Below are 24,535 nucleotides of genomic sequence, written 5' to 3' on the forward strand. Positions count from 1 at the left end.
CCCAACACTGCAGCATTCGAAGCGGTCCAGGATGTTCTACTCGGTCCGCGAGTACCGGGGCCGCAAAGGCGAACCGAAGGGTATCGGTTGGCGCGACCTGCGCGATCTGCTGGTCAGAGCGCACATCCAGCTCGGCGGCCCGATCGTGCTGGTTTGGGACAACCTGCGCATGCACGTGGTCGAGGCGATGCGTCGATTCATCGCCGACCACGCGGACTGGCTCACCGTCTTCCAACTTCCGAGTTACTCACCGCACCTGAACCCGCAAGAGGGCATCTGGTCGCTGGTCAAGCGCGACATCGGCAACCTCGCCGCAGCCGACCTCGGCCAGATCACTCGCGCCGTCAAGCGCAGGCTCAAGCAGATCCAGTACCGTCCGGACCTGGTCGACGGCTGCTTGACCAGCACCGGCCTGAGAATGGACGACTGACCAACATCACGCATTCGGAGTCAGCACTGCCCACCGCATGGCCGTCGGAACATGATCACTACACCGCTCCTGGGGGGCATGACCATACCCCCACCCTGTCGGCACGCCTTCACTTTCTGGACACCGGAGCCCCGAAGCCGCCGAAACCGGATGGCCGATAGCCTCCCGCCCCGTCATCCTGGCCCAATGGGAGACAGAGCCAACATCATCGTGGTCCGCGAGAACGGGACCCATGAGCTGTACCGGACCGGCTGGGCGGTCGGAATCGACCTCGACCTGCTGGAAGGGCCGACGCCGGTTCTCGCCATGCTTCCCGGACTCCGCCAAGACGGCTGGTGGTTGGATGACACCATGGCCCAGGGCGGGATACTGCTCGACCTCGGTCGGAAGGTGCTCCTGTTCTTCGCCTGGGAAGGGCCCAGTACTGAGCTCCGCCACCGCGCGGCCATACTCGAGCTGATCCGAGCAGCGTGGCCCGGCTGGGAGGTCCGCTGGCTATACGACGGCTCGGCCGAACTGCGTGAGTACGTCGGGCTGGACCCGGAATACGTCCGCTGCCGCGATTCGGAACCCTCCTTGGCCCCGCTCCTCGCCCCCGACGACGCGGACTTGGTCGGGCCCGACCCAGGCGGTGTGGTGATCACCGTCAGCACCGGCCGCTGCCACGTCGCCTCAGACGCCTTCGACCACCCTGTCCGCGAGGGCGCCGCCCTGCTCGGCCGCCTGGCAGACGCCCCCGGGCACGGAGTCTGCCGCCTGCACGTCAACGCCGGCATCCACCTCGACCGGGAACGCCGTCATCTGGGCTGGTGGTCCCTCTACTCCTCGCCACAGGCTTACCAAGCACCAGAGTTGTGGCCGGGCTGGACGGTGGAGTTCTGGCAGGACGACTGGGAACGGCACGTCAGAGCCAGCGACCACTTCACTCCGGCGGCGTTCGATGCCGGAGAGGAAGCCAGAGCCGCGGTGCTCGTCGAGGCCGGGGAGCGTCGGGCCGTCCGGGCCCGCAACCGCGCCCAGGTCACCCGTCTACGGACCGCACCGGCTCGATCTCAGGCGGGATGACCAACCGGTTTGATCATGGACGACTGGCCGACATCACGCATTCAAGCTCAGTAGCTGAGCGTCTGAGCGCCGGAGCTTCCCTCAGCCTTGATCTTGGGCACTGAAACGGTCTACCGTCGGCGGACCTACCGTCTTCCTATCTGGAAGTGTTCATGCCTCGCCGGTCACCGGGCGAGATCAGGGCTCAGCTCCCACGCCGGGCCAATCGAGTCAAGCATCGCCGGGCCCCCGTGATCCGAGGGCTGTCCGCATCTGCGAACAGGCAGATCGCACACTTCGAGCGCATCCATGGGCTCCCGGCCGGCGAGGTTGCACACGCGTTTCGCCGATGGAGTTCCATTGCGCGGAGGCCACGAAGGAACGTCACTCCCTTCTACGGATGCGACAACACCGACCTGCGGAGCGGCTACTACCACGTCCGCACCCTGCTGGATCTCACACTCAGGCTCCTCCGCACGAAGGCACGACGCGAACTGCGTGCAGTCATCGCACCCGTGGACGACCAGATTCTCCGGCGCACGGTCAACAACCCCTTCGAGTCCCCCGACCTTCCATGGTGGAAGCGCCGAATCGAGCTCTGACCCACGCGGCCGACGGCTCCACCGCTGCCGTGTGCTGCTACTTCTCACCGACATTCCGAGGCCTCCTTAGGGCGAACCGATGCCAGGACTCACCGACATTCGCTCTCCGCTCTCACCTACGCAGCCAGTCCTGTCCGGAGCCAGGCCGGCATTGGGCGCATAGGATCGTCGGCGGGAAGCGGCCCTAAGCGCACACGTGTCTGCTCTCCCACGACGACGGGAGCGGCGTGCAGTTCATCATCCAGCCTCATGGCCAGCCCGTACACGTGGGCACTAGGGCCGTTGTCCTGGAAGCCGACGGCTGGGACGACATGGGCTACCGGACCACATTCCAGCTCTGGTACCGCAGCCCGACTGATCTCCGGAATCTGGGCTACGTGAAGGTCGGCGTCGCCGGACAGAAACGCGGCCCGAGTCCGCTGCAGCCTGGCGTCTACAACGGTCCACCGCCATTCGAACTCTTCTCTCTCGGCCAGAGCGACATCTACTACGACAACATCAGGAAACTCGGGATCGAGGGCCGCATCGCCATCCTTGGAGGACTCGGTGACCTCGCCTACGATCTCGGCCGGTTCGACGGGGCGCGGGCTCACGAGGTGACGCGCGAGTCCTTGTTGCGGATGGTGGAAGAGCAGACAGTCAGGGTGCAGTACCACCGGATCGCTCACGGCGGTGTGCGGCTAAGCGAGTACCGGTTCAATTACCTCGGACCTGGCCAGGATCCCGACAGCGAAATCTCTTTCCACGTCCGCCCCGAGACGCGTCCGTCCAGCAATATCCACGTCCTTGTCGGCCGCAACGGAGTGGGCAAGACCACCCTGCTGAGACGGCTCGCGGGCGCCGTCGTCCATCCCGACCTCCACGAGATGTACGGGCGCGTGACGATGGCTCCTACGTCCACGTCAGCGGCAGGCGAGCGCTTCATCAACGTGGTCTCGGTGACCTTCAGCGCGTTCGACCCGTTCGCCACCATGCAGGCGCCGGGCCGCCCAGGGGTTCCCCTGCCACCCAACGGCGTGGCCTACGAGTACGTGGGGCTGAAGGCTTCAACGGAGCGCACTGGAGGGCTGGAAACAACGCAGCACGAGCGACTGTGCTCGGGCTTCCATGATGCCCTGGTGCGTGTCATGGATTCGCAGCGAATCTGGGCATGGTGCGACGCGATGAAGACACTCAGCCGGGACCCTCGGTTTGCGGACACCGCCATCGCCTCTTACGCCGGGGACCTCAGGGCCGGCAGCAGGGTCACGACGTCCCATTGGAACTCGCTGCGTCAAGCCTTCGAGAAGTTGAGCTCAGGGCACGCGATCGTCGTCCTCACGTTGACGGAGCTCGTAGGCCTTGTGGTGGAGCAGTCACTGGTCATCCTGGACGAGCCCGAGACTCACCTGCATCCACCTCTGCTGGCGTCCTTTATCCAGGCCCTGAGCGAGCTTTTGACCGAACGCAACGGCGTTGCCGTCGTCGCGACACACTCGCCGGTGGTGCTCCAGACCGTGCCCCGGTCCTGCGTCTACAAGCTGATCCGCCACGGCGAGTCCAGCCGGGCCGAGCGGCCGCGAATCGAGACATACGGCGAGAACGTCGGCGTGCTGACCCACGAGGTGTTCGGGCTGGAGGTGATGCAGTCCGGCTTCTACAAAGACATCACCGACGCGGTGGAACGGTTCGACTCGTACGAGGACATCCTCGCGCACTTCTCGGGGCAGCTCGGCAGCGAGGCCAAGGGCCTGGTGCACGTCCTGCTGGCCGACAAAGTCCGCGGGAGATCGTGATGTGGCCGCTCAAGGTACCCCTGCTGAAGCCGGTCGACAGCTTCCTCGCCTGCGTCGCAACGAGCACGCAAGCGAACGGGCGACGCAAGAAGCTGCTGGGCGCAAAGGAGGCCGTGCGCGAGGCCGGCCAGGAACTGCGGCGTGCCGCGTCCAGTCGAACCGTGCACGCGCTCCAGAAGAAGGACTGGACCGTCGAAGGCATGTCTGCTGGGGAGTTCGTCGAGTGGGCCTACGGCAACGGGATGAAGACGGTCACGGGCCGCAAAATCCGCGACGCCCTCATGGCCGCACCCCGCGACGAAAGGTGCCCGATGTGCAGCACAGGCATAGTCCGGCAGCTGGACCACGTCGTGCCCAAAAGCCTCTTCCCCGCCCTATGTGTCGACCCGCTCAACCTCGTACCGGTATGCGAGCGCTGCAACCTTCTCAAGGGCAACACGCAGCCGAGGACCGTCGAGAAGACGCTCCTGCACCCCTACCTCGACCGGATATCCCACGATCGATGGCTCGGCGCCCGGGCCGTACACGACCACGGGATGGTGAGGCTGGAGTTCTTCGTCACCCCGCCGGCGTCCTGGGACACGACCCTCGCCTCCCGGGTCCGCAACCACTTCGACTTCTTCGACCTGGGCACGCTCTACGCCTCTGAAGCGAACCGTACGATCACCGATATGACGTATCGACTCACCCTTCTCCGCGCTCGCGGGGGCGCCGCCGTCGTTCAGCGCTACCTCGGAGAAGAGGCCGAGTCACGCTTCGCCGCCGACCCCAACAGCGTCACCGGCGTCACCTACGCGGCTCTCGCGGCCGACGATCGGTACTGTAAGGGGTAGTGCCGATCGTCGGCCGCCTGAGCGCACAGGCCACTGAGCTGCCGGGCCGTACGTTTCACGATCTGGAGGCTCCTGATCCGCTACGCTCTGGGATCGGCAGCCCACGCCTGCCAGTACCCCGGCCGGACCGCCCCACGCACCGGCTGCGGACAAGGGTCACGGACTCGCGTGCAGTCAGACATACGAGGTTGTGACCTTGCTGCGGCATGGGCGTGGGCGTGCCGGGTGAGGAAAATCGTGACGCAGGACAAGAAGCGCAAGGCGGCAGCGCGCGGTTCAGGAAGCGACCGGGCTGCGGTACACCGCCGCTTGGCGGCTGGAGGCCGCTTCCAGGCCGGTGAGTCGTCCGCCTTTCCCCTTGGGTGCGCTGCTGGCGGAGTGCGCGACCAAGCCGGCGGCGAGCGTCGACTGGGGTGAGGTCATCTTCCCCGAAGTCTTGCCCGAGGTCTTCGAGTCAGAGATCATCGGTGGCGCCATTCCCTACACCTCCGTGCTCTCTCTGGCTGGAGCCCTTTCCACGTACGGGCCCAACGACGAGCTGCGGGTCGAATTCCTGGATCCGCTCGATGAGGCAGTCGTTGCGAGCCGTCCCAGGCGCTTCCTCATCACGATGCTGACCGGCCAGGTCGACGAGCTCTGCCGCAAGCCGAGCTGCCACGAACGGCCGGTCTTGGACCGCATCATCGAATACTGCGAGTACCACCTCGCCCAAAGCAGTGCACAACTCCTGGCCGCCATGGCCGGGAACCTCGGCCACGTCGTCCGCATGGACGCGGACGACCTCCTGGAGCGCCGTGGCGGCAGCCCGGAAGCAGACATCCTGATCCGCGCAGCGATCACCCGGGGGGCCTTCAGCCTGGTGCGCGACGCGTTCGTACACGCGGCCTACATGGACCCGTCAGACATCGACGACATGTTCATGGAGGAGTCCGCCGCGATGGACATGCGCCATGCCATCGAGCGGGAGCAACTGCGCCTCCTGGCGGTCGCTCGATCCGAGTACCAAAGCATCCGCAACTTTGCGGGCGCCTGTCGCACATGCGGGCAAGATCTGCAATGGCGCCTCTTCGACTTCCAGGTGCCACCGGAGTACTGCACTGCGGCATGCGCGCAGTCGGCCCCCACGGCTGTCCAGGCGCTCGATCCCTGGGAGGTCGAGGAATGCCCGTTCTGAGGGCGTCGAACCGCTCGGACCCCTGAAGCAGGGGTATCGGCACTCGATGGGGTGGACCCGTCCCGAGTGCGAAACCACTCGACCAGCACCCGGGTTCCTCGGTCATGAGCGACGAGAGCATGATCACGATCGAGATCCGAGGCCAGGAGAAGGCAGCACTCGAAGCCGCACACCTGGTCTCGAACCTGTTCTTGTCGAGCGGCCCCTGCCGACTGCGGCGGACCCTCAGCGAGGACGAGGTGCAGATTCTCGTGTACGCGGACGTCAGAAGGGAACCGGGCCAGGGCGGCTACCTTGACCCCGGCGAGGCTGAGGGAGCAGGCGCGCGCGCTTCTTCGGTGAATCCCGCCATCCAGACATGTGAGTTGGCCGCTACCGGCCTGTCGGAGCTCAGGGCGGACCAGCTACACCGGCGTTTGTGGTCAAGGTCCTGAGGAGCGCGCTCTGCCCGCGGTCCCCCTCTGCTCCCTTCCCCTCCTCGCAGATCCAGCCGTGCGCTCCACCTCCGCCGGCACAGCGGCACCGACGGCCGTTGGAGGCTGGCCCTGCCGCCAGCGCGGCTTCTGTCTCGGTATGCAGAGCTAAGGGCTGTCCCGTAAATGATCTACGAGTCGTCTCGGGCATGGTTGGCCGCAGTGTGCCCGGTCTGATCTATCCGGCGAGGGTGAGGTTGTGCATCCTTGCGATGCCGAGCATGGCGTGGTGGACGCCGTCACCTTTCAGACGGCAGTCGCGGAGGATCTTCCACGTCTTCATACGGGCGAAGACGTGCTCGACGCGGGCTCGGACCTGCTTGTGGGACTTGTTGTGTTCCTCTTTCCAGGCCGGGATGGTGTGGGAGCCGGGCGAGGAGGCGTGGGAGGCCAAGCTCGCCGCCCTGCGCTCGTACCGGCGGGCCACCGGACACCTCGCACCCCGGCAGGACGCCATGTGGGGCGAAGACGACCAGATGGTGCCTGTCGGGCAGCACATGGCCAACCTCCGCCGGAAGGGCGCGAAGAACGGGCTCGGGAAGAACGAGGACACCGCCACGACCCGGGCCGCGCAGCTCGCCGCAATCGACAAGGACTGGTACTGCCCCTGGCCCCTGGACTGGCAGCGGCAGTACCGCGTGCTCGCGGACCTGGTCGACGCCGACGGGCAGCTGCCCGACATCGCGCCCGGCGTGCTGTGGGACGGCGACGACATCGGGCGGTGACTCCAGCAGCAGAAGCAGCCGCCACCTGAGCCCGGCTCCTGCCCGAGCAGCAGGCACGGCTGACCGCACTGGGCGTGGAACCCGCCCAGGTGCCGCCTCCGGCCCCAGCGACCAGCCGTGCGAAGGGGCCGAGCAAGGCGCAGCAGGCGTTCCAGCGGGGGCCTGGCAGCCCTCACACAGTGGGTGGAGCGGGAAGGCGCCCACCGGCCCGTCCCCCGCGCCCACGGAGAAGAGATCGCGGTCGACGGTGAGGCGGAGCCGATCGTAGTGAAGCTGGGCGTGTGGGTCTCCAACATCAAGAGTCGGCGGGACAAGCTCACCGCCGACCAGCTCGCCGCCCTCGCGAAGCTGGGCATGGATTGGGCATAGGTCGATGGTGGTTCGGTTGTAGAGCTCATCCTGGCTACTTCCTCGAGGGTCGTGCAACGCGCTGCGGTCGGGAAGCGGTCAGTCGAACGCGCTCGGTTCGCTGGCCAGCTTGCCCCCTTGGCCGTACCGGCAGCACGCGGTAGCGCATCGGCGCCCGGCTGGCGGCGGCTGATCGGGGGATGCTTGATCCAGGGACGGCGCGTCGCCGGTACGCGGCTTATGTTCCGCGCACTCTGGCTCTGCATCGAGCCGGGTCTAAGGAGGCTGCCGTGTTGACGGTGACATTGGTTGCGAAGATCGGAGCGGGCCTGTTCGGGATTGTCATCGGGTGGGTCACCTACCGCACCCTGCGAAGGCGTGAAGGACCCGCCCTGCTTTCCGACATCGCGAGCGTGCTTGGTGCCGTGGGGGGCGCGGCTATCGCCTCTCTGCCCTTCGAAGATCCAGACATGTTCGGCGCCTACGCCATTGGTCTTGCGGTGGGCTTCTTCCTGTATCTGACCGTCGCGTATGCGGTTACCGCCCGCGCGAAGAAGAAGGGGGAGAAGGTCCCAGTGGAACAGGAGCCGCCAGCGTGGATGGGATGAGCGATTTCGATCGAATGGTCGATGCTCTGGCAACGGTGCGGCCTGAGCTAGCGATCGCTGCAGGTAACGGCTGGCCGAAGTTGAGCGCTGATCTAGACATGCTGCTGGAGAAGGTCCGATCGGGAAGTCTTCCTGCCGAGCTGGCCAGCTTCCGACTTCTGGCGCTGGTGCGGCCGTACCCGGCGGTGCTGGAGTTGGTCGGCGATGCCTTCGGCGTCACGGCGGTGCCGACGGAGCCGGACACCCTGCTGTGGGACCACGCAGGCGTTCCGTTGATCATGCCTACACCGCGGTACGTCAACGTCGCTATCGAACCGCGCGGACCGTTCGGTCCTGTTCCACGGGACGCGCCCTTGGAGCCGGAGCGCGACTATTTCCTCAGGGTGGACATCGGCCGTCTGTCCAAGGACAGCATCGTCGCCAGGAACAGGCTTCCTGCCTTTCCGGAGGAGCACCTCCCGGAGACCATTGAAGGCCACTGGCTGGACGCTGCGGTGACGAGCGCCGACTTCGAACTCTCCAGCCTGTCCAAGGGCTCCTTCTTCCTTCCCCGCCATGGCTCGAGCTGGTCCTGCCCCTGCCCTCCTTACCAGGCGCACTCCTGCTATCACGATGAACGTCACCACTACCTGTTCCTGGCGTTGCAAGCCCCGCGAACGACCGGCAGTGCGCACGCCAGGCTGACGATCTGGGCGCGCGACCACGTCGTCCAGTCGCTCCTGATCACCGCCGACATCGCTCCTGCCGGTCAGGCCGGCGGCGTGGTCGCCACGGTCGACTACACCCTCACGGCCGACCTGATAGACCTCGACGATCTGCGGCCACGTGGCCTGAGTGTCGTGACCAACCAACGGCCGGACGGCACCCACACCCTGACCTTCAAGAGCGGGCAAGAACTCGGATTCACCCTCGCCGAGCACGTTCTGGTCAGCGAGATGGGCGACGTGCGCGAGCTGCTGTTCGATGTGCACGCCAAGCGCGAGGAGGGCAGCGGCCCAGAATGCCTGCTCAACGCCCGCAACGGCAAGGACAAGGAGCAGTTCATCCAGGACCTGACGGTGCTGGCCCGCAAGGGGTGGACGATGTGGGCTGGCCTGTTCTCCGAGCTGCCGGAAAAGCTGCATGAGACCACCTCGGGTCCGAGCACGGTAATCCAGGTCGCGCGGGTCCCGCGCACCACCTTCATCTACCCGTGGTCCGTTGTCTACGACATCCCACTCGACATGGACACCGACGAGCGTCTCAGCCCCTGCCCGATGGTTGCAGAGTGGGACAGCGTGGGGCGGATGTTCCCGGACTACCCCGACCAGTGTCCCCGTGCCGACAGCCATGGGCTCAACACCCTGTGCCCCTTCGGATTCTGGGGAATCCGCCACGTCATCGAGCATCCCCCGTCCTCGGCGGCACCCTCACGTCAGGTGACAATCACGGCTAACCCGCAGATCGTCATCGTCCGCAGCTCGCAGCTGAGCAGACCGATGACCATCGAGCACTGCAAGGTCGTGGGCGACACCCTCCACGAGTTCACCGTGGCCACCGCAGACAACTTCCAGCAGACGGCCAGCGCCCTGGCCGTAAGCGACCTCCAACTGGTGGAGTTCTACTGCCACGGCAAAGGCGACCCGAACAACGCGTGGCTGGAGATCGGGGAGGGCCAGAAGATCTTCCCAGGCCAGATCGCGACCTGGCACCTGACCGCCTGGTCGCCGCCGGCGGTACCCTTCGGGCACTGGGCGCAAACTACGCCGCTGATCCTCCTCAATGGCTGCCACACCACCGCAATAACGCCGCAGACACCCGTCAGCTTCGTTGACGTCTTCACCGCCGTCCACGCCGCCGGAGTGGTCGGCACCGAAATCAGCCTCGTACAGAATCTGGCCGGAGAGAGCACCGAGCTGCTCCTGCACCACTTTCACCAGGGCAAGCGCATGGGCGAAGCACTCCGCCATATGCGCCACGATCTGCTAAGTAAAGGCAACCTCCTGGGCTTGGCCTACACGGCCTACTGCTCAGCCGACCTCCAGCTCCTCCGCTTCGCGATCTAGCTCTGCTCCCCGCCCCCAGCCAGATGAACCTCAGTCCAGCGGTTTCCGCAGGTCAGAGGTGCAACGCGCAGACATGCTGCAGCGCCAGCGTTGCACGGCCGAGCGGGCGCGTTGCAGCGTTGCAGTCGCTGGTCAATTCGGCTGCTGCGGGAACGCCCTCCGACGCCACCAGCTGTTGGATAGCGTCCCACCATGTACATGCGGATCGATCCTCTTGAGGCGTGGGAGAGGCTGCGGGCCAGTCGTTCCAGCCGGCCGGGTAGGGCGAGCGGTGGGGCGCGGGCCAAGACCTACGCCACGGCGCTGGAGCAGGCGCAGCAGATGTTCAGGGCGGCTGAGGGTGTGGGCCCGCAGACCCGTCCCTTGCTGGTGTTCTACGGCCTGAGTCAGGCCGGCAGGGCGATTGCGGCCGCGGCCGTCGACCTCAAGGGCGAGGACTGGAACCTGATCTCGCACGGCATACATGCCTCGGGCTACCACCTGGACTTCGCCGACATCGAGATCCGCACGGATCCTGCTGGCACTGCCGGCAGCTTCGTACGGCTCAGCCAGCTGCTGGGGTCACCGGTCTGGGGCAGCGACACGGTCGTGCGGCTGGAAGAAGTCTGGGACACCTTGCCTGCCAACTTGCAGTACCCGCTGACCGGCCGGGAGCGGTTCACGCCTCTGTACGCCAGCGCGGACTCGATCGACGGCACTGACTTTCACCCGTTGCTCACCCTTCACGTCGGCGACATCTTGGACCGCGTCGTGGACGACGGCAGTCGCACGGCGCTGGATCAGTTCCTGCAGAGCTACCCCGGCACCGCCGGGTACGAGGAGTTCGCCCGTCGCCGGACGGGAGCCGATGCCGAGCCGGACTACGTGCGTCACCACCCGGACGCTGGCTGGCTCTACATGCACTGGAAGATGCCTGCAGAGACAGGCAGCAAAGAGGAGCGCCTCGAACGCCTGGCCGCGATGACCCGGAAGTACGCCGGGCATCGCTACTTCTTCCCCACCGTCGCGGGCCTGCCACGTGAACTCCACCCGCTGATGGCGTGGTGGGCGGTGCTGTACGCGCTGTCGATGCTCGCCCGCTACCAGCCCGCCCAGTGGGCAAACCACATCAACGTGGACGGCAGCCGACACGCGGTGCCCATCGAGAAGATTCTGGAACGAGCCATGGAACACCTACCCGTCCTGATCGCGGACACCATCGAGGAAGTCGCCGCCTGGTCGTAGGGGCCGACAAGGCTCACTCCGTGCCCCACCGACCGATCAGCTCCTCCAAAGCGCGGCGCTGCTGTTTCTCGCGGGCGATCTGCTGCGCGAGGACGTCGCGGTCGATGTACGGGGCGACGGCATCGAAGACCAGGCGCTGGAGTTCGTCCGGCTCCAGCGCCTCCACTTCCCACTGGGCCGGGCGCTCGATGTCGAAGCCGTAGCGGCGGGCGAAGGCCGGCCCCCTTGGGTCGCCGCGCTTGCCCTCGGTCGCCGGGAGCCCGTACGCGCGCATCTGTTCGTAGGTGAGGAGCACCTGGGTCACCGAGTTCCAGCAGCCCGTCCGCTCCACCCAATCCCGCTCGATGTCCTCGCCAGAGCAGTCGAACTCGCCGACCATTCTCCGGGGCGCCGGGAACGTGCTGCTCGAATCCACGCAGCTCAGAAGCGGTCGAGACGACGACAGCCGGTGCAACACCTGTGGCGCACGAGGACGGCCTCAAGGTTCATCCGGACGGGCCGAACGACGTCCGCAGCAGAATCACAGGTGCGAGCCGTGGGATCAACGGAGCATCATGCCGGAATGGGTCACTACTCCTACCTAGAGATCGGCACCGCCAAGGCGCTCCTCTGCCGCGAGAGCTACTACCCGGACGTGGCGGCTCTGTTCGTTGAGAGTGACTGCTACCGCCGGAAGGAGACGGGAGAAGGCTGGGGTGCTGAGGGGGAGTATGGCTACGAATCCTCGATCCGCGAGATGTCCCAGCGGCTGGACATGCAGGGCATCACGCCATCGGTTGCGCTGGCCGATCTGGCCGAGGGTCTGAGCAAGTGGGCCGAGCGACCCGTCGGCGGAGAGGGTCCGCAGAATCCAGAGCTGGCGCCGCCGGACATCGAGCAGGTCGAGCGGGATGTCCGCTTCTATCTCAGCTCCGACCTCGAGACTCTCCCTTACTCCGAGTTCGGGCGAGTGAGCGACAGCGGTGTGGTCATCGACTACCTGCACTGGCACATGGACACCCGGAGTCTGGTACGTCTACTGCTGCACTGGGCGCCGGACCAAAACGAAAGGGTCGCTCTCGACCTGAGCGAGCTGACCGGATGCTGTGTCGAACTCGACCCCACGAAGCCCTATGCCGACCAGGCGCGAGCAGAGCAGTTGGCGGTCGCAACAACCAACCTTCCGCTGGTCGTGCTCACAGAAGGCTCCACCGACGCACGGCTCCTCTCAGAGGGTATGAAGGTGACCCACCCTCACCTGGTGGGCTTCATCCGGTTCTTCGACTACGGTGCAGGCTCCCGGCCGCGCGGCGGCGTTGACGCCCTTGCTGACGTGTTCAAAGCGTTCGTTGCCGCTGGGATCGGGAACCGATTCGTCGCCATCGCGGACAACGACGCCGCCCACGAGAAGCTCCTCGCCCTCAAGACGAATCGCTGGCCGCCAACGTGCCGGATCCTGCACTACCCCGCCCTCCCCTTGCTCCAGGCGTACCCCACCTACGACCCCGCCACCGGCACTTCCACACCCGCGGACGTCAACGGCCAGGCCGGCAGTCTGGAGATGTACCTGGGGCAGGACACCCTCACCGACCCGAACGGCGACCTGATGCCCGTTCACTGGAAGGCGGTCGAGCCGAAGACCGGCCTGCGCCAAGGGGCGCTGGGCGAGCCGGACAAGAGGGTTGCGCAGAAGAGGTTCGAGGCGAAGCTCAAGGCAGCCCGCTCCGGCCAGCCAGCAGGCACCGAGGACTGGAGCGGCATCAGCGCGATCATCGACTCGATCGTCCGCGCGTTCCAGTGACCAGCCGCGACGTACAAGGTCCGCTTCTGGGCCGTCGTGCGGTCCAGGCGGAACCAGTCGGGCATCTCGCACACGAAAGCGTCCGCGTCGGGCCAGGCCGGCGGAACGTGGACTTCGCGGACGGTGTCGATCAGGCCGGGGAAGCGGCCCTCGCGGCGGGCCTGGGCCAGCTGCGCGGACAGCCGGCGGTACATCGGCGGCGTGTGCGGCAGCACGCCCTCAGCTGCGAGCCGGTACATCACCCCTGCCTGAGCGTGACTTTCAGCGGCGCGTACCCGTCCACGATCTCCCTTGCTCGTTCCACGACGAGGGGCCGCCGGGTCCGTTCACGAGCCATACCGGTACATGTACCCCTGCGCGCGGCCGCCGGCCCCCGGGATACGGGACAGACCTCTTCGTCCGGCTATCGCGGACAAAGACACCTCATGCAGCTAAGCCGTCAAGTCGTGGGGTGTTCGCCGACCCATCGCCTCCGTTGCACTTCGCCCCTGTCCCCCGGCTCCGGACCTCGCTGACACACCAGAACCCACAGCGAAGCCATTCACACGTCGCCCAGGAAACCAGGATCGGATGGCCCCATCTGCCGGGCGAAGTCTGCTGCGACTCCCAGCACCTCGCGCATCGGCACAGGTCGCCGACTCGTGGCCGCGAGATCGGCCTGAGCTTCCTTCGACCACAGGAACGGATACACAGAGAGACCCTGCTCGAAAGCCAGAGCTGCGGCCTCCTCACGCCAGCCGGGCCAGCGCATTCCGTCATAGAACGTCTCCAGCCTGCCCGAGAGCAGCCAGGAGACCCATCCGGAGTGGCCCATCTCCATCGCCTCCCACTCCAAAGTGTCGGGAGCGAAATAGGTCATCTGGCCGGGTGCTCCAGGGCGGCCCGCGGCCGCGGGATCGCCACCGTTCAACGCGAAGACCCCTCCGACAATGTCGTGGCCGACGACAAGACCTGTCGCGGGCAGCCAGTGAGGGTCGAAGGCCGTGGGGAAGCGGTTGACCTGCGCCAGACTCAGGAGTCCCCCATCCTCGACCGAACCAGAGCTCCCGCCGAGCACTCGCAGCCACCCGTTGTCCACGAGGAGTCCGCCGGTGTGCAGCGCCAGTGCACCGAGCACCGATCGCCCGGTGACCTGCATCTGCAGAAGGCATCGGCGGCCCTCGTTGATGTCGCCAGGCAACACTTGAACCGGCACGGAGCTCGTCCTGAGAACCTCCTGCAGCTCCGGCCACGCCGGATCGTCCATTTTGACCAGTTCATCGATGCCTCGCATCCGACGATGGTCGCACCCTCCGGCATCGGCTCATCGTGTGGGCTGGGCCGCGCTCACCAGGCCGGGGCGATGGGCCGGGCAGCGATTGTCTGGTTCACGTGGCGGCTATATCTGCTGGTAGCGGCTCTGTGGGGAAGGCGATCGATTCATCGAACGGAGTGCGCGCCAGGAGGCAGTGGTGGAGCTGGCCGAGCATCCGGTTGAACAGGTGTCGCAGGGCCTGCATGTGCCAGTCCCCCTGCACAGCCTCGCCTTCAAGGGTGAAAACGCCCACGGTGTGCCCGCCGCTTGGATCGTCACCGCCCCGGTCGCCCGCGCCATCTCCGTCCTAGAGCGCCTTCAACCCGACAATCAGCCCTACCTGTTTACGTTCCTGCCCAGCTCCCACCACCGCCAGTCGCCGACGCCCGGCGCCGTCTTCGACAGCAACACCACCAACACCGGCATCACCGCCCTCATCGGCTGGATCAACGCCTACTGCGCCCGACATGCACGCCCGGACGGCATCCCCACCACGCAGGGCCGTCTGCCGCACCTGACCACACGGCAGTTCCGCCGCACCCTTGCCTGGTTTATCGCCCGCCGCCCCGGCGGCACCATCGCCGGCGCCGCATCAGCATCTCGAACGCCGTAACTGACTTTTGCTCGTTGGGGTGAATCGTTGCGAAGTCCCTGATGGGTGTGGGCGAGTGGCTGTAGCCGTGGTGTGTGAGATATGCGGATGGGGGCGGGCTGACCCCGACAGGACGTCAGCGGCGCGAGACAGTACGGATGCAGGCGGCTGAACTGTTCGAGCTGCAGATCGCGGTATCGGAAGTCGCACGGCAGCTGCGGGTGAGCGTGAAGTCGGCCTATCAGTGGCACCAGTTGTGGCGGGACGGCGGTGTCCAGGCTCCGGCTTCGCGCGGTCCGAGCGGGTCACGGTGCCGTCTGTCCCCGCGGTGTCTGGAGAAGCTGGCCGTGTATCTGGAGGAGGGACCAGCCGCTCACGGCTGGGTCGAGGACCAGGTGTGGACCGCATCAAGGGTGGCCACGCTGATCGGCAGGAGGTTCCACGTCTCTTACAGCGTCTCAGGTGCCACCCGGTTGATGCACCGGATCGGGTTCTCCCCGCAGGTGCCCGCCCGGCGGGTCGCCGAACGTGACGAGCAGGCCGTGAGCGTGTGGCGGGAGGCGACCTGGGCGGAGGTAAAAGGGTCCGGGCGGCCTGCGGGGGGCTACGTCTGCTTCGAGGACGAAGCCGGCTTCACCCGACGGCCGCCCCGGGGACGGACCTGGGGCCGACGGGGCCGCACTCCGGTCGTGACGGTCAGCGGCCGACGTTCGGGACGGCTGTCGGTGGCCGGGCTGATCGCGATGCGGCCGGGTTCCAGAACCCGGCTGTGTCACCGCCTTCGGACCCACCCTGCAGGCAAGGGAACACGTCGCAGCATGAGCGAGCGGGACTTCATCGCACTCGTCGACGCAACCCATCACCTGGTCAGAGCGCCAATCGTCCTGGTCTGGGACCGCCTGAACACACACGTCTCCCGCAGGATGCGGGACCTCGTGGCCGAGCGCGAGTGGCTGACGGTCTTCCTGCTGCCCGCCTACTCACCCGACCTGAACCCCGTCGAAGGCGTCTGGGCCCACGTCAAACGCAGCCTCGCCAACCTCGCCGTCAGGGCCCTCGACCGACTCGAGGCTCTCGTCCGCAACCGGCTCAAACGCCTTCAATACCGACCCCACACCCTCGACGGCTTCATAGCCGGCACCGGCCTCACCCTCGACACCCCAGCCTCACCTTGAAACGCCGAAGTCAGTAACGACATCGACGGCATCCTCCGCGTCTACTACGCCGACAACACCTGACCGTCACCGATCCCAAGGCCGCCGACCTGACGGTCGGCGGCCTGACCTTGTCCCGACTGCGGGTTCGGACCCGCGCCGGACCAGCCAGGCCTCATGACCTGCTTCATTCATCGAGTGCGAACGACGCCCGCTCTTGCCACTTCACGCCGTCGTGCACCATCAGTTCAACCGACGCGACGTGAGACGTGAACGGGAGCCTGCCAGCGAGGTCGGCCTCGATCTCCTCCAGGACCGCGTCTTCCTGGCCTTGAGCGATGGTCAGGTGCGGCACGATCTCGACAAACCGGCCGCCATACGGCGGAGCCTCAGGCCAACGATCAGCGATCGCCTCCGTGAGCTGCCGCAACTGCGTGTCAGGCTCGGGGACGAGATACAGCACTTCCGGGAGCCGTCCACACCTCTCGAACCGCAGGTCAAAGGACTGGTGGCTGCCCAGCACGTCCGCGAGAGCGGAGTAGACGAGCGCATCTATTCGGCCCTCATCGAGAAACGGGAAGAGCACGGTGACGTGGGCTGGAACCCCGGCCTGAGCTGAGGGGTCAAGCCGTTCACGCCACCCGCGGACGGACGGCTCCGCCTCCGGGATCCGGACGATGAGCCCCGTCATGCCCGCCTGAAACGCATTGCTGCTGTCATCTGCCATGACACCGCATGGTGTCACCTCTGCCGCAGACAGCAGGGTCCCTTTTCGCTGACCGATGAACGAAGCCAGCAGACCGGCTGGCGATGTCAGCGGCGTGTGGTGGGATGGCCGGACTCCATCCTCGTGATCTGTTGGGAGACTGCCGTGATGCCCGAGTACTCGTCTCTGACCCGAGCCCTGGCCGAGGCCCTGGTCGACGTCCTCCAGTTCATCGACGGCAGCGAAGACGAGCAGATGGATCAGGACGACGCCGTCAAGGTCCTTGAGGGCGTCGCACACCTGGTCGGCAAGCTGTCGACCGACCAACGGGGCGAGTTGCTCAACCTGCTCGGGACGATGGCTGAAGCAGAGGCAGACCCGGCGCGACGCGAGTTCCTGGAAGCGTTCCCGGAGCACTTCGGACTCCTTGAGGACACGCTCTGACCACTCTTCACGAGTACAGCAGCATGCTCATACTCCCCACCCTCCTCACACGGCTCAAAACCGAAACATGTGGAGAAAACGGACAGTTCTGACCATTTTCAAGGCTGTGGCGGATATTTCGTGATGGTCACGGTGCCGTCCGACACAGGGGTGGCGGCCGCGTAGTGTCAGCGGCATGGCTGACAGGTTCGACGTAGCTGAGGCGTTGGCTGGTGGATTCCCGGCGCGGGCGGATGCATGGGCCTTCGTCCGGGGCTTCGCTGCTGCCTGGTCCACCCCGGTGTCGCCGGCTGACGGGTTCACATCGGCTGAGGTGCAGCGAGCTGAGGACCGACTCGGCATACGCCTCCCGGTCGCTCTCAGGGAGGCGTATGCGTTATTCGGTCGACGGCGTGACCTGGTGGCCCAGCAGAATCCGTTGTTGGAGCCGGACGAGTTGCTGTTTGACCCTTCTGGCGAACTGCTTGTGTTCCGCAGCGAGAACCAGGGCTGCGCCGGGTGGGGTGTGGCCTTGGCCGACCTTTCCCGTGAGGACCCGCCGGTCGCCCTGTTCGCTGATCGCCTCACCGGTTCCAGCCGACTCCACTTCCTCGACCGCCTGTCGCTGGCCTGTGTGGAAACCGTCCTGAGCGAAGCCGCCATGGCCAGTTGGACCGAGGGCCGCACCTGCCAGGCAACGCCCGAGGCGGTTGCCTGTCTGGAGGAGCACTTCGCTCCGGTTGCCTTGCCGCCGTATCCGGCGTGGTTCGAGCCGATGGGGCAGCCCGTTCGTTGGTTCTCTGCCGCTGGCCTGCTCCTCTGCCTGGAGCCCGGCTTGGCGGGGATGGATCTGGTCGTGACCGGCAGGACGACGGCTGATGTTCAACGTGCCGTTGAGGCCATTCCCGGCGCCTGGCCGCCCGCCGTGCCGGCGGTAACCGAGGCGGTAGACGGTCGCGAGTGGGTTCTGCCGTTCTGAAGCTCACGGCGGCTGAGCGAGAACCAGCGTCCGCAGGAGAGCGAAGGACGCCCGCCCGTACGACCGGCGCTTGATCAACTTGATCCGTGTGACCTGGCCTTCGACGGCGCCGGAGCTCCAGGGCAGGGTGAGGCCGTTGACGACGGCGTCCCAGTCGTTCTGGAGGAATGCGGCGAAGCCCTGGACCGGCTGCGGTCCGTGGTCGAGGGCGCGGGTCATCCAGTGGGTGAGGTCGTGGCCTCGGCGTTCGCGGGCGATGGTGCTGAACTCGTGGGCGAGGTCGCGGGCAGTGGCGAGGTCGGGGCAGGCTTCCAGGATGCGGTCGAGTTGTTCGCGCTGGCTGTCGGTCAGGGTGTCGGGGTGGCGCATGATCCAGGTGGTGATTCGGCGGGGGCTGGGGATCGGCCGCGGTGGTTCGGGGGCGGCGGTGCCGGCGCGGAGGGTCGCGATGTATTTGGTGACGACGACGCGGCTGCCGCGGTAGCCGCGTTCGCGGATCTCGCGGAAGAGGGCGGCAGCGTTGGTGACTCCACCGAGGAAGCGTTGTTGCAGGTAGGGCTTGAAGCGGTTGATGTGGCCGTCGGGGCGTCGCTCGCGGGCAGAGGCGAGGATGGTCGAGGTCGGTGGTCAGGTAGTGGCGCACGGTCTTGCGGTCCCGGCCCAGGCGGCGGGCGATCGCGCTGATGGTCCAGCCGCGTTCGCGCAGCTGGTGGATGTCGGTGTGCCATTGGCGGACGCGGGCCAGGAGTTGGCCGTCCGGTGGGTCGGCGGGCTCCGGCGGTTCGATCAGCGCGGCCAGGGCCGCGGGATCCGACGGCTCTGCGGGCTCGTCTAGATCGCCGGTCTCGGCGTCTTTTCGCAGGCAGGCGCGGTGCTGGTGGGCGGTGCGTTCGACCGCGCGGGCGAGCGAGTGCAGCAAATGCCAGCGATCTGCTACCTCGATCGCGTCGGGTGCCGCGCGGGCGGCGGCCTGGCTGAACGTGTTGCACCGGTCCCGGCAGATCACCTTGATCTCGGGGTGGTCCGCGAGCCAGGCGGCCACCGTGTCCGCGGTGCGGTCGGGCAGCAAGTCGATCGGTCGCCGTGTCTCAACGTCGATGAGCACGGTGCCGTAGGTGGCGCCCTTGCGGAAGGCGAACTCGTCGATCCCGAGCACCGTCACCTGGCCCGACGGCGGGTCCGGGAGCCCGCCGGACCTCCCGCACGATCACGTCCCGGCTGACCCGCACCGGCAGGTAGTCGGCGAGCCGGGCGCCGGCCCGGCCACCAACGGCCAGCCCGATCGCCTGCACCATCCGGGCGACCGCCTGGGTGCGGCGCCGGTACGGCGTCGTCAGGTGTTCCACCTGCTCCGCGACGGTCCGGCGCTTGCAGGCGACGTTGTCACAGAAGAAACGGCGGACCATCAGCATGAGAAACACCCGCCGTCCCCCGATCGGGCGGTCTGCCAACCGCCGTCTGTACATGCTGTGCACCCGGGAGGCGGCCATGCCGCAGGCTGGACAGTTCACGGCCCGCTGGCCGGCATGCACATCGATCCTGACGGCGTCCTCAACCACCTCCACACCGTCCACGACAACCCCGTCGACGTCAGGCCACACCAAGCCCCAGAACCGCTGTTCGTCCCCCACAAGCACCATGCTGGGGAACGGACATCGAGGGCTACACAGGATGTTTAGAACTGACCGTCACGAAATATCCGCCACAGCCATTTTCAAAGAGTCTCATCATTGTCACCGGACACACGCCATGGTTGGGCGCCCGGGCCGACCTATGCGATCTGCCGACACAGTCGGGAACGCTCGACCTCGCTACGTCACGGAACGGACACACAGTCCACCTGCAGCGTTCACAGCCCTGCATGATTCCCCCAGCACCAGCAAACCCAGGGGAGATCTTGAACACGTCCGCACGCCGAGGAGAGCAACAGTCCGACCCGTTGGGCTGCGGGGGTTGCGCCTACACCATCGGCGCCCTCATAGCAGGGAGCATGGCCCTGGTCATGGCGGCCGACGGACTGGGAGTGGCAGCACTACTGCCCCTGTTCCTCTTCGTCGGCGGCCTCGTTTTGCACTCCAGGTACAACAACCGCCAGGCAGCCGAACGCCGACGGCTCCAGGCGATCCAGTCCACCGAAATCGCCCGCTACCACGAGATGAAGCCGCGCGAGTTCGAGGAGGCGGTTGCCTTCCTCTGCGAACGCGACGGCTGTACCAACGCCTGGGTCGTCGGCGGGGCCGGGGACCTCGGCGCTGACGTCCTCGCCACCGCGCCCGACGGCAGGCGCATTGTGATCCAGTGCAAGCGCTACGGGCTCACCACGAAGGTCGGCAGCCCGGACCTCCAGCGATTCGGCGGCACCTGCTTCACCGTCCACGGCGCGCAGGTTGCCGCAGTCGTTACGACGTCCGTCTTCACCAAACCGGCCATCAACTACGGCACACAGCACGGAATCCGCCTGTTCGATCACACAGCACTCGGCGCCTGGGCGACCCACACTGGGCCCGCTCCGTGGATGTTGTAGCAGCAGCTGCTGATGGCGCTGTCTCATGAAGCCGCAGAACCTTCGGCGTGGCCGCCGGGTTTGCGCCTACTTGCTGTGCTTCAACTACTCACACATCGTGGAAGCCACACGCCTGACGGAAGCGGCCGCGCGCGTAGCGGAGGCTAAGAGCCGTGTGGAGACGGCGCGTGCCGCCTTGGCATCGGCCCAGCTGCGGGCGGACGCCTCCAGCTAGGCCGCCGCAGCCGTCGACGCCCTGATCCGCGGCGCGCGGTGAGCTTTGCCTCCACAGGCTGGCTGCCAGACGGCTGTCCAGGCGTGCGCGGCCGCCAAGATCTCGTGGCGGCGCACGTTGAAGGCGGGCGGCGAAGACGTCGTTCGGAGGCCAGTGCTCAGTGAAGCAGCATGGCCTCGCGGAAGGCCGCAAGATCGGCAGCCAGCATGACGTACCCGGACGTCGACCACGAGCGCCCGTCTCCTGCCCTGGGGCGGCTCTGGACAGGGCTGGCCAGGTCCTTGGGCAGGCGGTGTTGCCGCTGGCCGCGGCTGACGGCACGGCTGAGCGAGTTCATCTCACGTCCCGCGAACCCGCAGTTCCCGATGGCCCCGTCTGCACGGACCACGTCGGCAACGAAGCGGCGGGTCTTGTCCGGGAGATCGCCAAGGAGATACCCGGCTTGCTCACAGCTCCACGGCTGGTGCGGCTCGATGTGCACGGCCGTCGAGATGGGATGCCGAGCGAGCAGGGCCCGCAGTTCGGTTTCGAGGTCGGCTGACGCGCCACTGATCAAGATCGCGGACATGGTGCTCCCGGACGGCTGGGCGGGCGAAGTCGCCCTCGCGGGCGCCACGGTACGCCGAGGCCGGCTTGCCCGGCTAAGGACACGCAGGGCCCGGGTGGGTGGCGTACGGGCCGGCTGCAGAAATCGGGCCGCGGCCGCCCGCGGTTGACCAGTCCACGAGGCAGGGTGCCCGTGACGCGCGCAGCGAGCGGTCAGCCGATGGCCGCTTCGGCGATCTCCGGAGCCGGGATGTCCGTGCGCTTGGCCCACGCCTGGACGGTGGCGCCCAGGGCGAGAGCAGCCCCGTCCATGACATGGTGACCGCCGTGCTGGGCAATCAGACGCTGGTGGCTGCGGTGCGCACGGCCTTTGCGGGCCAGGGCCAGGATGTCGGACGCGGCGCGCTCGCCGCGCCAGTGCCCGGCGGGAAGAGCCGTACCGGCCAGCAGGCCAGCCGGAGCGCCCGCAGCAGGTGCTGACCAGGCGTCCAGCAGGCTCAGGGCCAGGCCGATGCAGGCCGTGCTCGTAGCTGGCTGCGTCTGGCTCGGTTCCGGTCCGAGGAAGTCGAGCAGGCGGGCGGCATGCCCGGTCTCACCAGCGGCAAAGGAGGCCACTACCTGCCGCAGCAGCGCGGCGGCGTCCGCGCGGGCCCGGCCGGTCGGAGTGAACAGCGCGGTGTTGTAGCGGGCGACGGCACGGTCCAGTGCGGCCTGGAGCGTCGGCAGATCGGTGGGGTCGGTGTCGGCGGTGATGCCTTCCTCGGCCAGAAGCGGCGCGAGTTCACGCCACATCTCATCGGCCAGGCCGGCCCGGTGTCGGATGGCGATCAGGGCGGGTGGCTCAGGAGCGTCCTGGCGCAGATCCGTCATGGATCCCATACTCCCCTGCGCCCTGGGCCTGCAGGATGGGGTTCACCCGAACGATGGACTCTCGCCGCGACGCTCACGGTGTCGGGCGCAGAGGGAGCTGGGCTCTTTCAGCCGGGGCCGCCGGACCCCGCGGGCTGTCGGAAGGCGCCCAGCGAGGGGAGCGCTCAACTAGGGCCTGTGTGGTGTCGTGATCAGATGCTGGGTTCTGCCCCGTTCGCGGGGTGGGATCCGGTAGGACTGGTGTCGTGACGCGTAGGCAACTCACCCATGCCCAGTGGAAGTTCATCGAGCCGTATCTGCCGATCGGCAGGTACGGGCCGTATCCGGAGCGGTTCCAGTGGGCAGTGGCGGGAGATGCCTGCCGAGTTCGGCCCCTGGGCGACTGTCTACGGGCGCTTTCGCGTGTGGCGGGACGCCGGTGTCTTCACCGCCCTGCTGGAAGGCATGATCGCCCAGGGGGCCGGCGTCGGCAGGACGGACTTGTCGCTGGTCAGCGTGGACTCCACCACGGTCCGCGCCCACCACGACGCCGCGGGCATGCGGGTCAGCAAGCACCTCATGAAGACCTTGGAAGAGGCCGTGCAGGAAGAGGAGGCAGCCCGCCAAAAGGGGGAGGCGCGGAGGAACAGAACGGACAGGACGAACGTCGGCGCATCCGGCGCAGGCACAGGCTCCGCCTGAAGGAAGCCCTGCTCGGCCGGTCCCGGGGCGGCCTCACCAGCAAGATTCACCTCGCCGCGGACCGCCAGTGCCGTCCGCTCGCCCTGGTCCTGACCGCCGGGCAGGCCGGTGACAGCCCGCAGTTCATCCCCGTGCTCAAGAAGGTTCGAGTTCGCCTGCCCGTCGGCCGTCCCCGCACGACACCCGGCGCGGTCGCCGGGGACAAGGCGTACTCCTCCCGCGGCAACCGCGCCTACCTGCGCAAACGTGGGATCAAAGCCGTCATCCCGGAGAAGAGGGACCAGGCCGCCAACCGTAGGAAGAAGGGGGCGGGAGGCGGCCGGCCCATCAGACACGACGCCGACCTCTACAAGGAACGCAACACCGTCGAGCGCCTCATCAACAAGCTCAAAGCCTGGCGGGGCATCGCCACCCGCTACGACAAAACCCCAGAAAGCTACCTCGCAGGCCTCCACCTCCGCGCCGCCATGATCTGGATCGACGACCTCCTCAAAACCGCCGACTGATCACGACATCACACAGGCCTTAGCCTGCTTCTTATGACGACTTCGCGCCAGCGCCCGGGAATCGGCGCGTTGCGCCACCACCGGGGCATGTGCCTGCACGTACCGGCGGAAGCCGTGGCCGAGCTGACTGAGACCATCAGCCGTTCCGCCACCGCCGCCGAGCTGGAGGCCTTCGGCTACGGCGGGCCGGTCCTGGTCATGCAAACGGTCCGCACGACACTCCGCGCGGATGGGACACCGATCGACAAGACCTTGATCGTGCAGGCCGCCAGCACGCCCATCGTGCGCTACCTGGACCCCGCTGACGCGGACGACTGGGAGCCCGAACAGGCAGCGCAGGCGCCCGATGGCCAGGGCATCCCCCTTCCCCGCAACCCTGCCACGGTCACCGGCGCGGGGGCGGGCGCGGGCGCGGGCGCGGGCGCGGGCGCGGGCGCGGGCGCGGGCAAGGCCATCAAGACGTACGTCATCGGGATGGCCGGCTCCCCGATCGTCAAGATCGGCCAGACCTCGAGCACGGCAACCCTGCGGATGAAACAGCTCCAGACCGCCCATCCCGCCGAGCTGTTCCCCATCCTGGAAGTGGAAGGCGACTTCGAGAAGGCATTGCACAAGAGGTTCGCAGGGCACCGGGTACGCGGGGAATGGTTCGACCTGACCCCTCTGGGAGACCCGGCCCGCGTCGTCATGGATGCGATCGAGGAACTCCGCAGCATTTAGGACATGCCTCAGGCTGTGGGGAAGGCCCCTGCAGGGCCGAGTCTGGGCGTCCTGCGCTGGCAGTGGTGCGGGTCAGCTCCCTCGGTTCGGACGTCAACTGGCAACCCCAACACAGCACGTACCGCCGCCCAGACGTGCGGATACGGGTGAATCACCGGTCTGCGCTGTGCGTAGTTTCATGATCGGATGGATTGGTGGTCGCGGGCTGCCTGGATGTCCTTGGGCGTGGCCCAGTGGTGGAGGCGGGGGTATGGCACCAGCCTGC

At 67.0% G+C, this 24,535-nt stretch carries 23 protein-coding genes and 5 pseudogenes; 19 read left to right on the top strand and 9 right to left on the bottom strand.

Features of this window, described 5'->3' with window-relative positions; translation table 11 throughout:
• Positions 1 to 31 precede the first annotated feature (31 nt).
• The 6 genes from ACFYZS_RS38780 (at position 32) to ACFYZS_RS38805 (ending at position 6,292) form a co-directional block, all read left to right on the top strand.
• On the top strand, positions 32 to 430 hold the full coding sequence (locus tag ACFYZS_RS38780) for a transposase (RefSeq protein ID WP_389023790.1): 399 nt from the start codon (positions 32 to 34) through the stop codon (positions 428 to 430).
• Between the two features lie 186 nt (positions 431 to 616).
• A complete protein-coding gene (locus ACFYZS_RS38785; RefSeq protein ID WP_389023793.1) occupies positions 617 to 1,495 on the top strand; it encodes a hypothetical protein in 879 nt (292 codons plus the stop codon).
• Positions 1,496 to 2,303: 808 nt separating this feature from the next.
• Positions 2,304 to 3,851, top strand: coding sequence for an AAA family ATPase (locus ACFYZS_RS38790; RefSeq protein ID WP_389023796.1), 1,548 nt, complete (start codon positions 2,304 to 2,306; stop codon positions 3,849 to 3,851).
• Positions 3,851 to 4,684 (top strand): HNH endonuclease signature motif containing protein, encoded by an 834-nt coding sequence (locus tag ACFYZS_RS38795; protein WP_389023799.1) that lies wholly within the window; start codon positions 3,851 to 3,853, stop codon positions 4,682 to 4,684. The genes ACFYZS_RS38790 and ACFYZS_RS38795 overlap by 1 nt, the downstream gene beginning before the upstream one ends.
• A 358-nt stretch (positions 4,685 to 5,042) precedes the next feature.
• Positions 5,043 to 5,858 (top strand): hypothetical protein, encoded by an 816-nt coding sequence (locus tag ACFYZS_RS38800; protein WP_389023802.1) that lies wholly within the window; start codon positions 5,043 to 5,045, stop codon positions 5,856 to 5,858.
• A 104-nt stretch (positions 5,859 to 5,962) separates the two neighbouring features.
• Entirely contained in the window at positions 5,963 to 6,292 is a 330-nt protein-coding gene (locus ACFYZS_RS38805) for a hypothetical protein (protein WP_389023805.1), read from the top strand.
• 217 nt (positions 6,293 to 6,509) lie between these two features.
• Here the strand turns inward: ACFYZS_RS38805 and ACFYZS_RS38810 are convergent.
• Positions 6,510 to 6,686 (bottom strand): annotated as a pseudogene (locus ACFYZS_RS38810) (transposase); the annotation flags it as partial.
• Here ACFYZS_RS38810 and ACFYZS_RS38815 point away from each other — a divergent pair.
• From ACFYZS_RS38815 to ACFYZS_RS38830, 4 genes and pseudogenes are all read left to right on the top strand, one after another.
• Positions 6,679 to 7,425: pseudogene (locus tag ACFYZS_RS38815) on the top strand (helicase associated domain-containing protein); the annotation flags it as partial. The pseudogenes ACFYZS_RS38810 and ACFYZS_RS38815 sit on opposite strands and share 8 nt — an antisense overlap.
• Positions 7,426 to 7,694: 269 nt before the next feature.
• Entirely contained in the window at positions 7,695 to 8,012 is a 318-nt protein-coding gene (locus ACFYZS_RS38820) for a hypothetical protein (protein ID WP_389023808.1), read from the top strand.
• Positions 8,009 to 10,057, top strand: coding sequence for a hypothetical protein (locus ACFYZS_RS38825; protein ID WP_389023811.1), 2,049 nt, complete (start codon positions 8,009 to 8,011; stop codon positions 10,055 to 10,057). Before ACFYZS_RS38820 ends, ACFYZS_RS38825 begins: the two co-directional genes overlap by 4 nt.
• Positions 10,058 to 10,249: 192 nt before the next feature.
• Entirely contained in the window at positions 10,250 to 11,281 is a 1,032-nt protein-coding gene (locus ACFYZS_RS38830; protein ID WP_389023814.1) for a YaaC family protein, read from the top strand.
• 13 nt (positions 11,282 to 11,294) lie between these two features.
• On the opposite strand, the gene ACFYZS_RS38835 is transcribed toward ACFYZS_RS38830, so the two are convergent.
• Positions 11,295 to 11,696, bottom strand: a complete 402-nt coding sequence (locus ACFYZS_RS38835; RefSeq protein WP_389023816.1) for a hypothetical protein — start codon at positions 11,694 to 11,696, stop codon at positions 11,295 to 11,297.
• A gap of 147 nt (positions 11,697 to 11,843) precedes the next feature.
• Here ACFYZS_RS38835 and ACFYZS_RS38840 point away from each other — a divergent pair, with 147 nt between their 5' ends.
• Positions 11,844 to 13,061 carry a HEPN/Toprim-associated domain-containing protein gene (locus ACFYZS_RS38840; protein ID WP_389023819.1) on the top strand — a complete coding sequence of 406 codons (1,218 nt, stop codon included), beginning with the start codon at positions 11,844 to 11,846 and terminating at the stop codon, positions 13,059 to 13,061.
• Between the two features lie 541 nt (positions 13,062 to 13,602).
• Here ACFYZS_RS38840 and ACFYZS_RS38845 read toward each other — a convergent pair.
• Positions 13,603 to 14,334, bottom strand: coding sequence for a DUF2625 domain-containing protein (locus tag ACFYZS_RS38845; protein ID WP_389023822.1), 732 nt, complete (start codon positions 14,332 to 14,334; stop codon positions 13,603 to 13,605).
• A 178-nt stretch (positions 14,335 to 14,512) separates the two neighbouring features.
• Between ACFYZS_RS38845 and ACFYZS_RS38850 the strand changes: the two genes are divergently transcribed.
• The 3 genes and pseudogenes from ACFYZS_RS38850 (at position 14,513) to ACFYZS_RS38860 (ending at position 16,122) form a co-directional block, all read left to right on the top strand.
• A complete protein-coding gene (locus ACFYZS_RS38850) occupies positions 14,513 to 14,968 on the top strand; it encodes a hypothetical protein (protein WP_389023825.1) in 456 nt (151 codons plus the stop codon).
• Between the two features lie 137 nt (positions 14,969 to 15,105).
• A pseudogene (locus ACFYZS_RS38855) lies at positions 15,106 to 15,168 on the top strand (hypothetical protein); the annotation flags it as partial.
• Between the two features lie 6 nt (positions 15,169 to 15,174).
• The gene (locus ACFYZS_RS38860; protein WP_389023936.1) at positions 15,175 to 16,122 is read left to right on the top strand and encodes an IS630 family transposase; all 948 of its coding nucleotides are present in this window, start codon (positions 15,175 to 15,177) and stop codon (positions 16,120 to 16,122) included.
• Positions 16,123 to 16,288: 166 nt separating this feature from the next.
• Here the strand turns inward: ACFYZS_RS38860 and ACFYZS_RS38865 are convergent, their stop codons facing one another.
• Positions 16,289 to 16,828: a 2'-5' RNA ligase family protein gene (locus ACFYZS_RS38865; protein WP_389023828.1), complete on the bottom strand. Its 540-nt coding sequence runs from the start codon at positions 16,826 to 16,828 to the stop codon at positions 16,289 to 16,291.
• A gap of 147 nt (positions 16,829 to 16,975) precedes the next feature.
• Between ACFYZS_RS38865 and ACFYZS_RS38870 the strand changes: the two genes are divergently transcribed.
• Positions 16,976 to 17,251 carry a hypothetical protein gene (locus tag ACFYZS_RS38870; RefSeq protein ID WP_389023831.1) on the top strand — a complete coding sequence of 92 codons (276 nt, stop codon included), beginning with the start codon at positions 16,976 to 16,978 and terminating at the stop codon, positions 17,249 to 17,251.
• A gap of 175 nt (positions 17,252 to 17,426) precedes the next feature.
• Entirely contained in the window at positions 17,427 to 18,209 is a 783-nt protein-coding gene (locus ACFYZS_RS38875; RefSeq protein WP_389023834.1) for an SMI1/KNR4 family protein, read from the top strand.
• 3 nt (positions 18,210 to 18,212) lie between these two features.
• Here the strand turns inward: ACFYZS_RS38875 and ACFYZS_RS38880 are convergent, their stop codons facing one another.
• The 3 genes and pseudogenes from ACFYZS_RS38880 to ACFYZS_RS38890 form a co-directional block, all read right to left on the bottom strand.
• Positions 18,213 to 18,578: a transposase gene (locus ACFYZS_RS38880; protein WP_389023837.1), complete on the bottom strand. Its 366-nt coding sequence runs from the start codon at positions 18,576 to 18,578 to the stop codon at positions 18,213 to 18,215.
• Between the two features lie 544 nt (positions 18,579 to 19,122).
• A pseudogene (locus ACFYZS_RS38885) lies at positions 19,123 to 19,371 on the bottom strand (transposase); the annotation flags it as partial.
• A complete protein-coding gene (locus ACFYZS_RS38890) occupies positions 19,298 to 19,849 on the bottom strand; it encodes a transposase family protein (protein ID WP_389023840.1) in 552 nt (183 codons plus the stop codon). The gene ACFYZS_RS38890 and the pseudogene ACFYZS_RS38885, both read right to left, overlap by 74 nt.
• A 350-nt stretch (positions 19,850 to 20,199) precedes the next feature.
• Here ACFYZS_RS38890 and ACFYZS_RS38895 point away from each other — a divergent pair, with 350 nt between their 5' ends.
• On the top strand, positions 20,200 to 20,733 hold the full coding sequence (locus ACFYZS_RS38895; protein WP_389023843.1) for a restriction endonuclease: 534 nt from the start codon (positions 20,200 to 20,202) through the stop codon (positions 20,731 to 20,733).
• A gap of 371 nt (positions 20,734 to 21,104) precedes the next feature.
• Here ACFYZS_RS38895 and ACFYZS_RS38900 read toward each other — a convergent pair whose 3' ends face one another.
• Entirely contained in the window at positions 21,105 to 21,515 is a 411-nt protein-coding gene (locus ACFYZS_RS38900; protein ID WP_389023846.1) for a hypothetical protein, read from the bottom strand.
• A 191-nt stretch (positions 21,516 to 21,706) separates the two neighbouring features.
• Positions 21,707 to 22,363, bottom strand: a complete 657-nt coding sequence (locus ACFYZS_RS38905) for a hypothetical protein (protein WP_389023849.1) — start codon at positions 22,361 to 22,363, stop codon at positions 21,707 to 21,709.
• A 245-nt stretch (positions 22,364 to 22,608) separates the two neighbouring features.
• Between ACFYZS_RS38905 and ACFYZS_RS38910 the strand changes: the two are divergent.
• Together ACFYZS_RS38910 and ACFYZS_RS38915 are read left to right on the top strand one after the other, a co-directional pair.
• Positions 22,609 to 23,550 (top strand): annotated as a pseudogene (locus ACFYZS_RS38910) (IS5 family transposase).
• A 33-nt stretch (positions 23,551 to 23,583) separates the two neighbouring features.
• Positions 23,584 to 24,270 carry a GIY-YIG nuclease family protein gene (locus ACFYZS_RS38915; RefSeq protein ID WP_389023852.1) on the top strand — a complete coding sequence of 229 codons (687 nt, stop codon included), beginning with the start codon at positions 23,584 to 23,586 and terminating at the stop codon, positions 24,268 to 24,270.
• Positions 24,271 to 24,535 lie beyond the last annotated feature (265 nt).

The sequence above is a fragment of the Streptomyces sp. NPDC001903 genome (assembly GCF_042891345.1).
Classification (GTDB): Bacteria; Actinomycetota; Actinomycetes; order Streptomycetales; family Streptomycetaceae; genus Streptomyces.

Coding starts and splice junctions, on each gene's coding strand:
- ACFYZS_RS38840 (WP_389023819.1), top strand. CDS start 11,844: ATGGGTCACTACTCCTACCTAGAGATCGGCACCGCCAAGGCGCTCCTC.
- ACFYZS_RS38795 (WP_389023799.1), top strand. CDS start 3,851: ATGTGGCCGCTCAAGGTACCCCTGCTGAAGCCGGTCGACAGCTTCCTC.
- ACFYZS_RS38890 (WP_389023840.1), bottom strand. CDS start 19,849: ATGGTGCTTGTGGGGGACGAACAGCGGTTCTGGGGCTTGGTGTGGCCT.
- ACFYZS_RS38780 (WP_389023790.1), top strand. CDS start 32: ATGTTCTACTCGGTCCGCGAGTACCGGGGCCGCAAAGGCGAACCGAAG.
- ACFYZS_RS38880 (WP_389023837.1), bottom strand. CDS start 18,578: ATGCGCCACCCCGACACCCTGACCGACAGCCAGCGCGAACAACTCGAC.
- ACFYZS_RS38875 (WP_389023834.1), top strand. CDS start 17,427: ATGGCTGACAGGTTCGACGTAGCTGAGGCGTTGGCTGGTGGATTCCCG.
- ACFYZS_RS38905 (WP_389023849.1), bottom strand. CDS start 22,363: ATGACGGATCTGCGCCAGGACGCTCCTGAGCCACCCGCCCTGATCGCC.
- ACFYZS_RS38830 (WP_389023814.1), top strand. CDS start 10,250: ATGTACATGCGGATCGATCCTCTTGAGGCGTGGGAGAGGCTGCGGGCC.
- ACFYZS_RS38825 (WP_389023811.1), top strand. CDS start 8,009: ATGAGCGATTTCGATCGAATGGTCGATGCTCTGGCAACGGTGCGGCCT.
- ACFYZS_RS38865 (WP_389023828.1), bottom strand. CDS start 16,828: ATGGCAGATGACAGCAGCAATGCGTTTCAGGCGGGCATGACGGGGCTC.
- ACFYZS_RS38785 (WP_389023793.1), top strand. CDS start 617: ATGGGAGACAGAGCCAACATCATCGTGGTCCGCGAGAACGGGACCCAT.
- ACFYZS_RS38845 (WP_389023822.1), bottom strand. CDS start 14,334: ATGCGAGGCATCGATGAACTGGTCAAAATGGACGATCCGGCGTGGCCG.
- ACFYZS_RS38870 (WP_389023831.1), top strand. CDS start 16,976: ATGCCCGAGTACTCGTCTCTGACCCGAGCCCTGGCCGAGGCCCTGGTC.
- ACFYZS_RS38915 (WP_389023852.1), top strand. CDS start 23,584: ATGACGACTTCGCGCCAGCGCCCGGGAATCGGCGCGTTGCGCCACCAC.
- ACFYZS_RS38900 (WP_389023846.1), bottom strand. CDS start 21,515: ATGTCCGCGATCTTGATCAGTGGCGCGTCAGCCGACCTCGAAACCGAA.
- ACFYZS_RS38895 (WP_389023843.1), top strand. CDS start 20,200: ATGGCCCTGGTCATGGCGGCCGACGGACTGGGAGTGGCAGCACTACTG.
- ACFYZS_RS38805 (WP_389023805.1), top strand. CDS start 5,963: ATGAGCGACGAGAGCATGATCACGATCGAGATCCGAGGCCAGGAGAAG.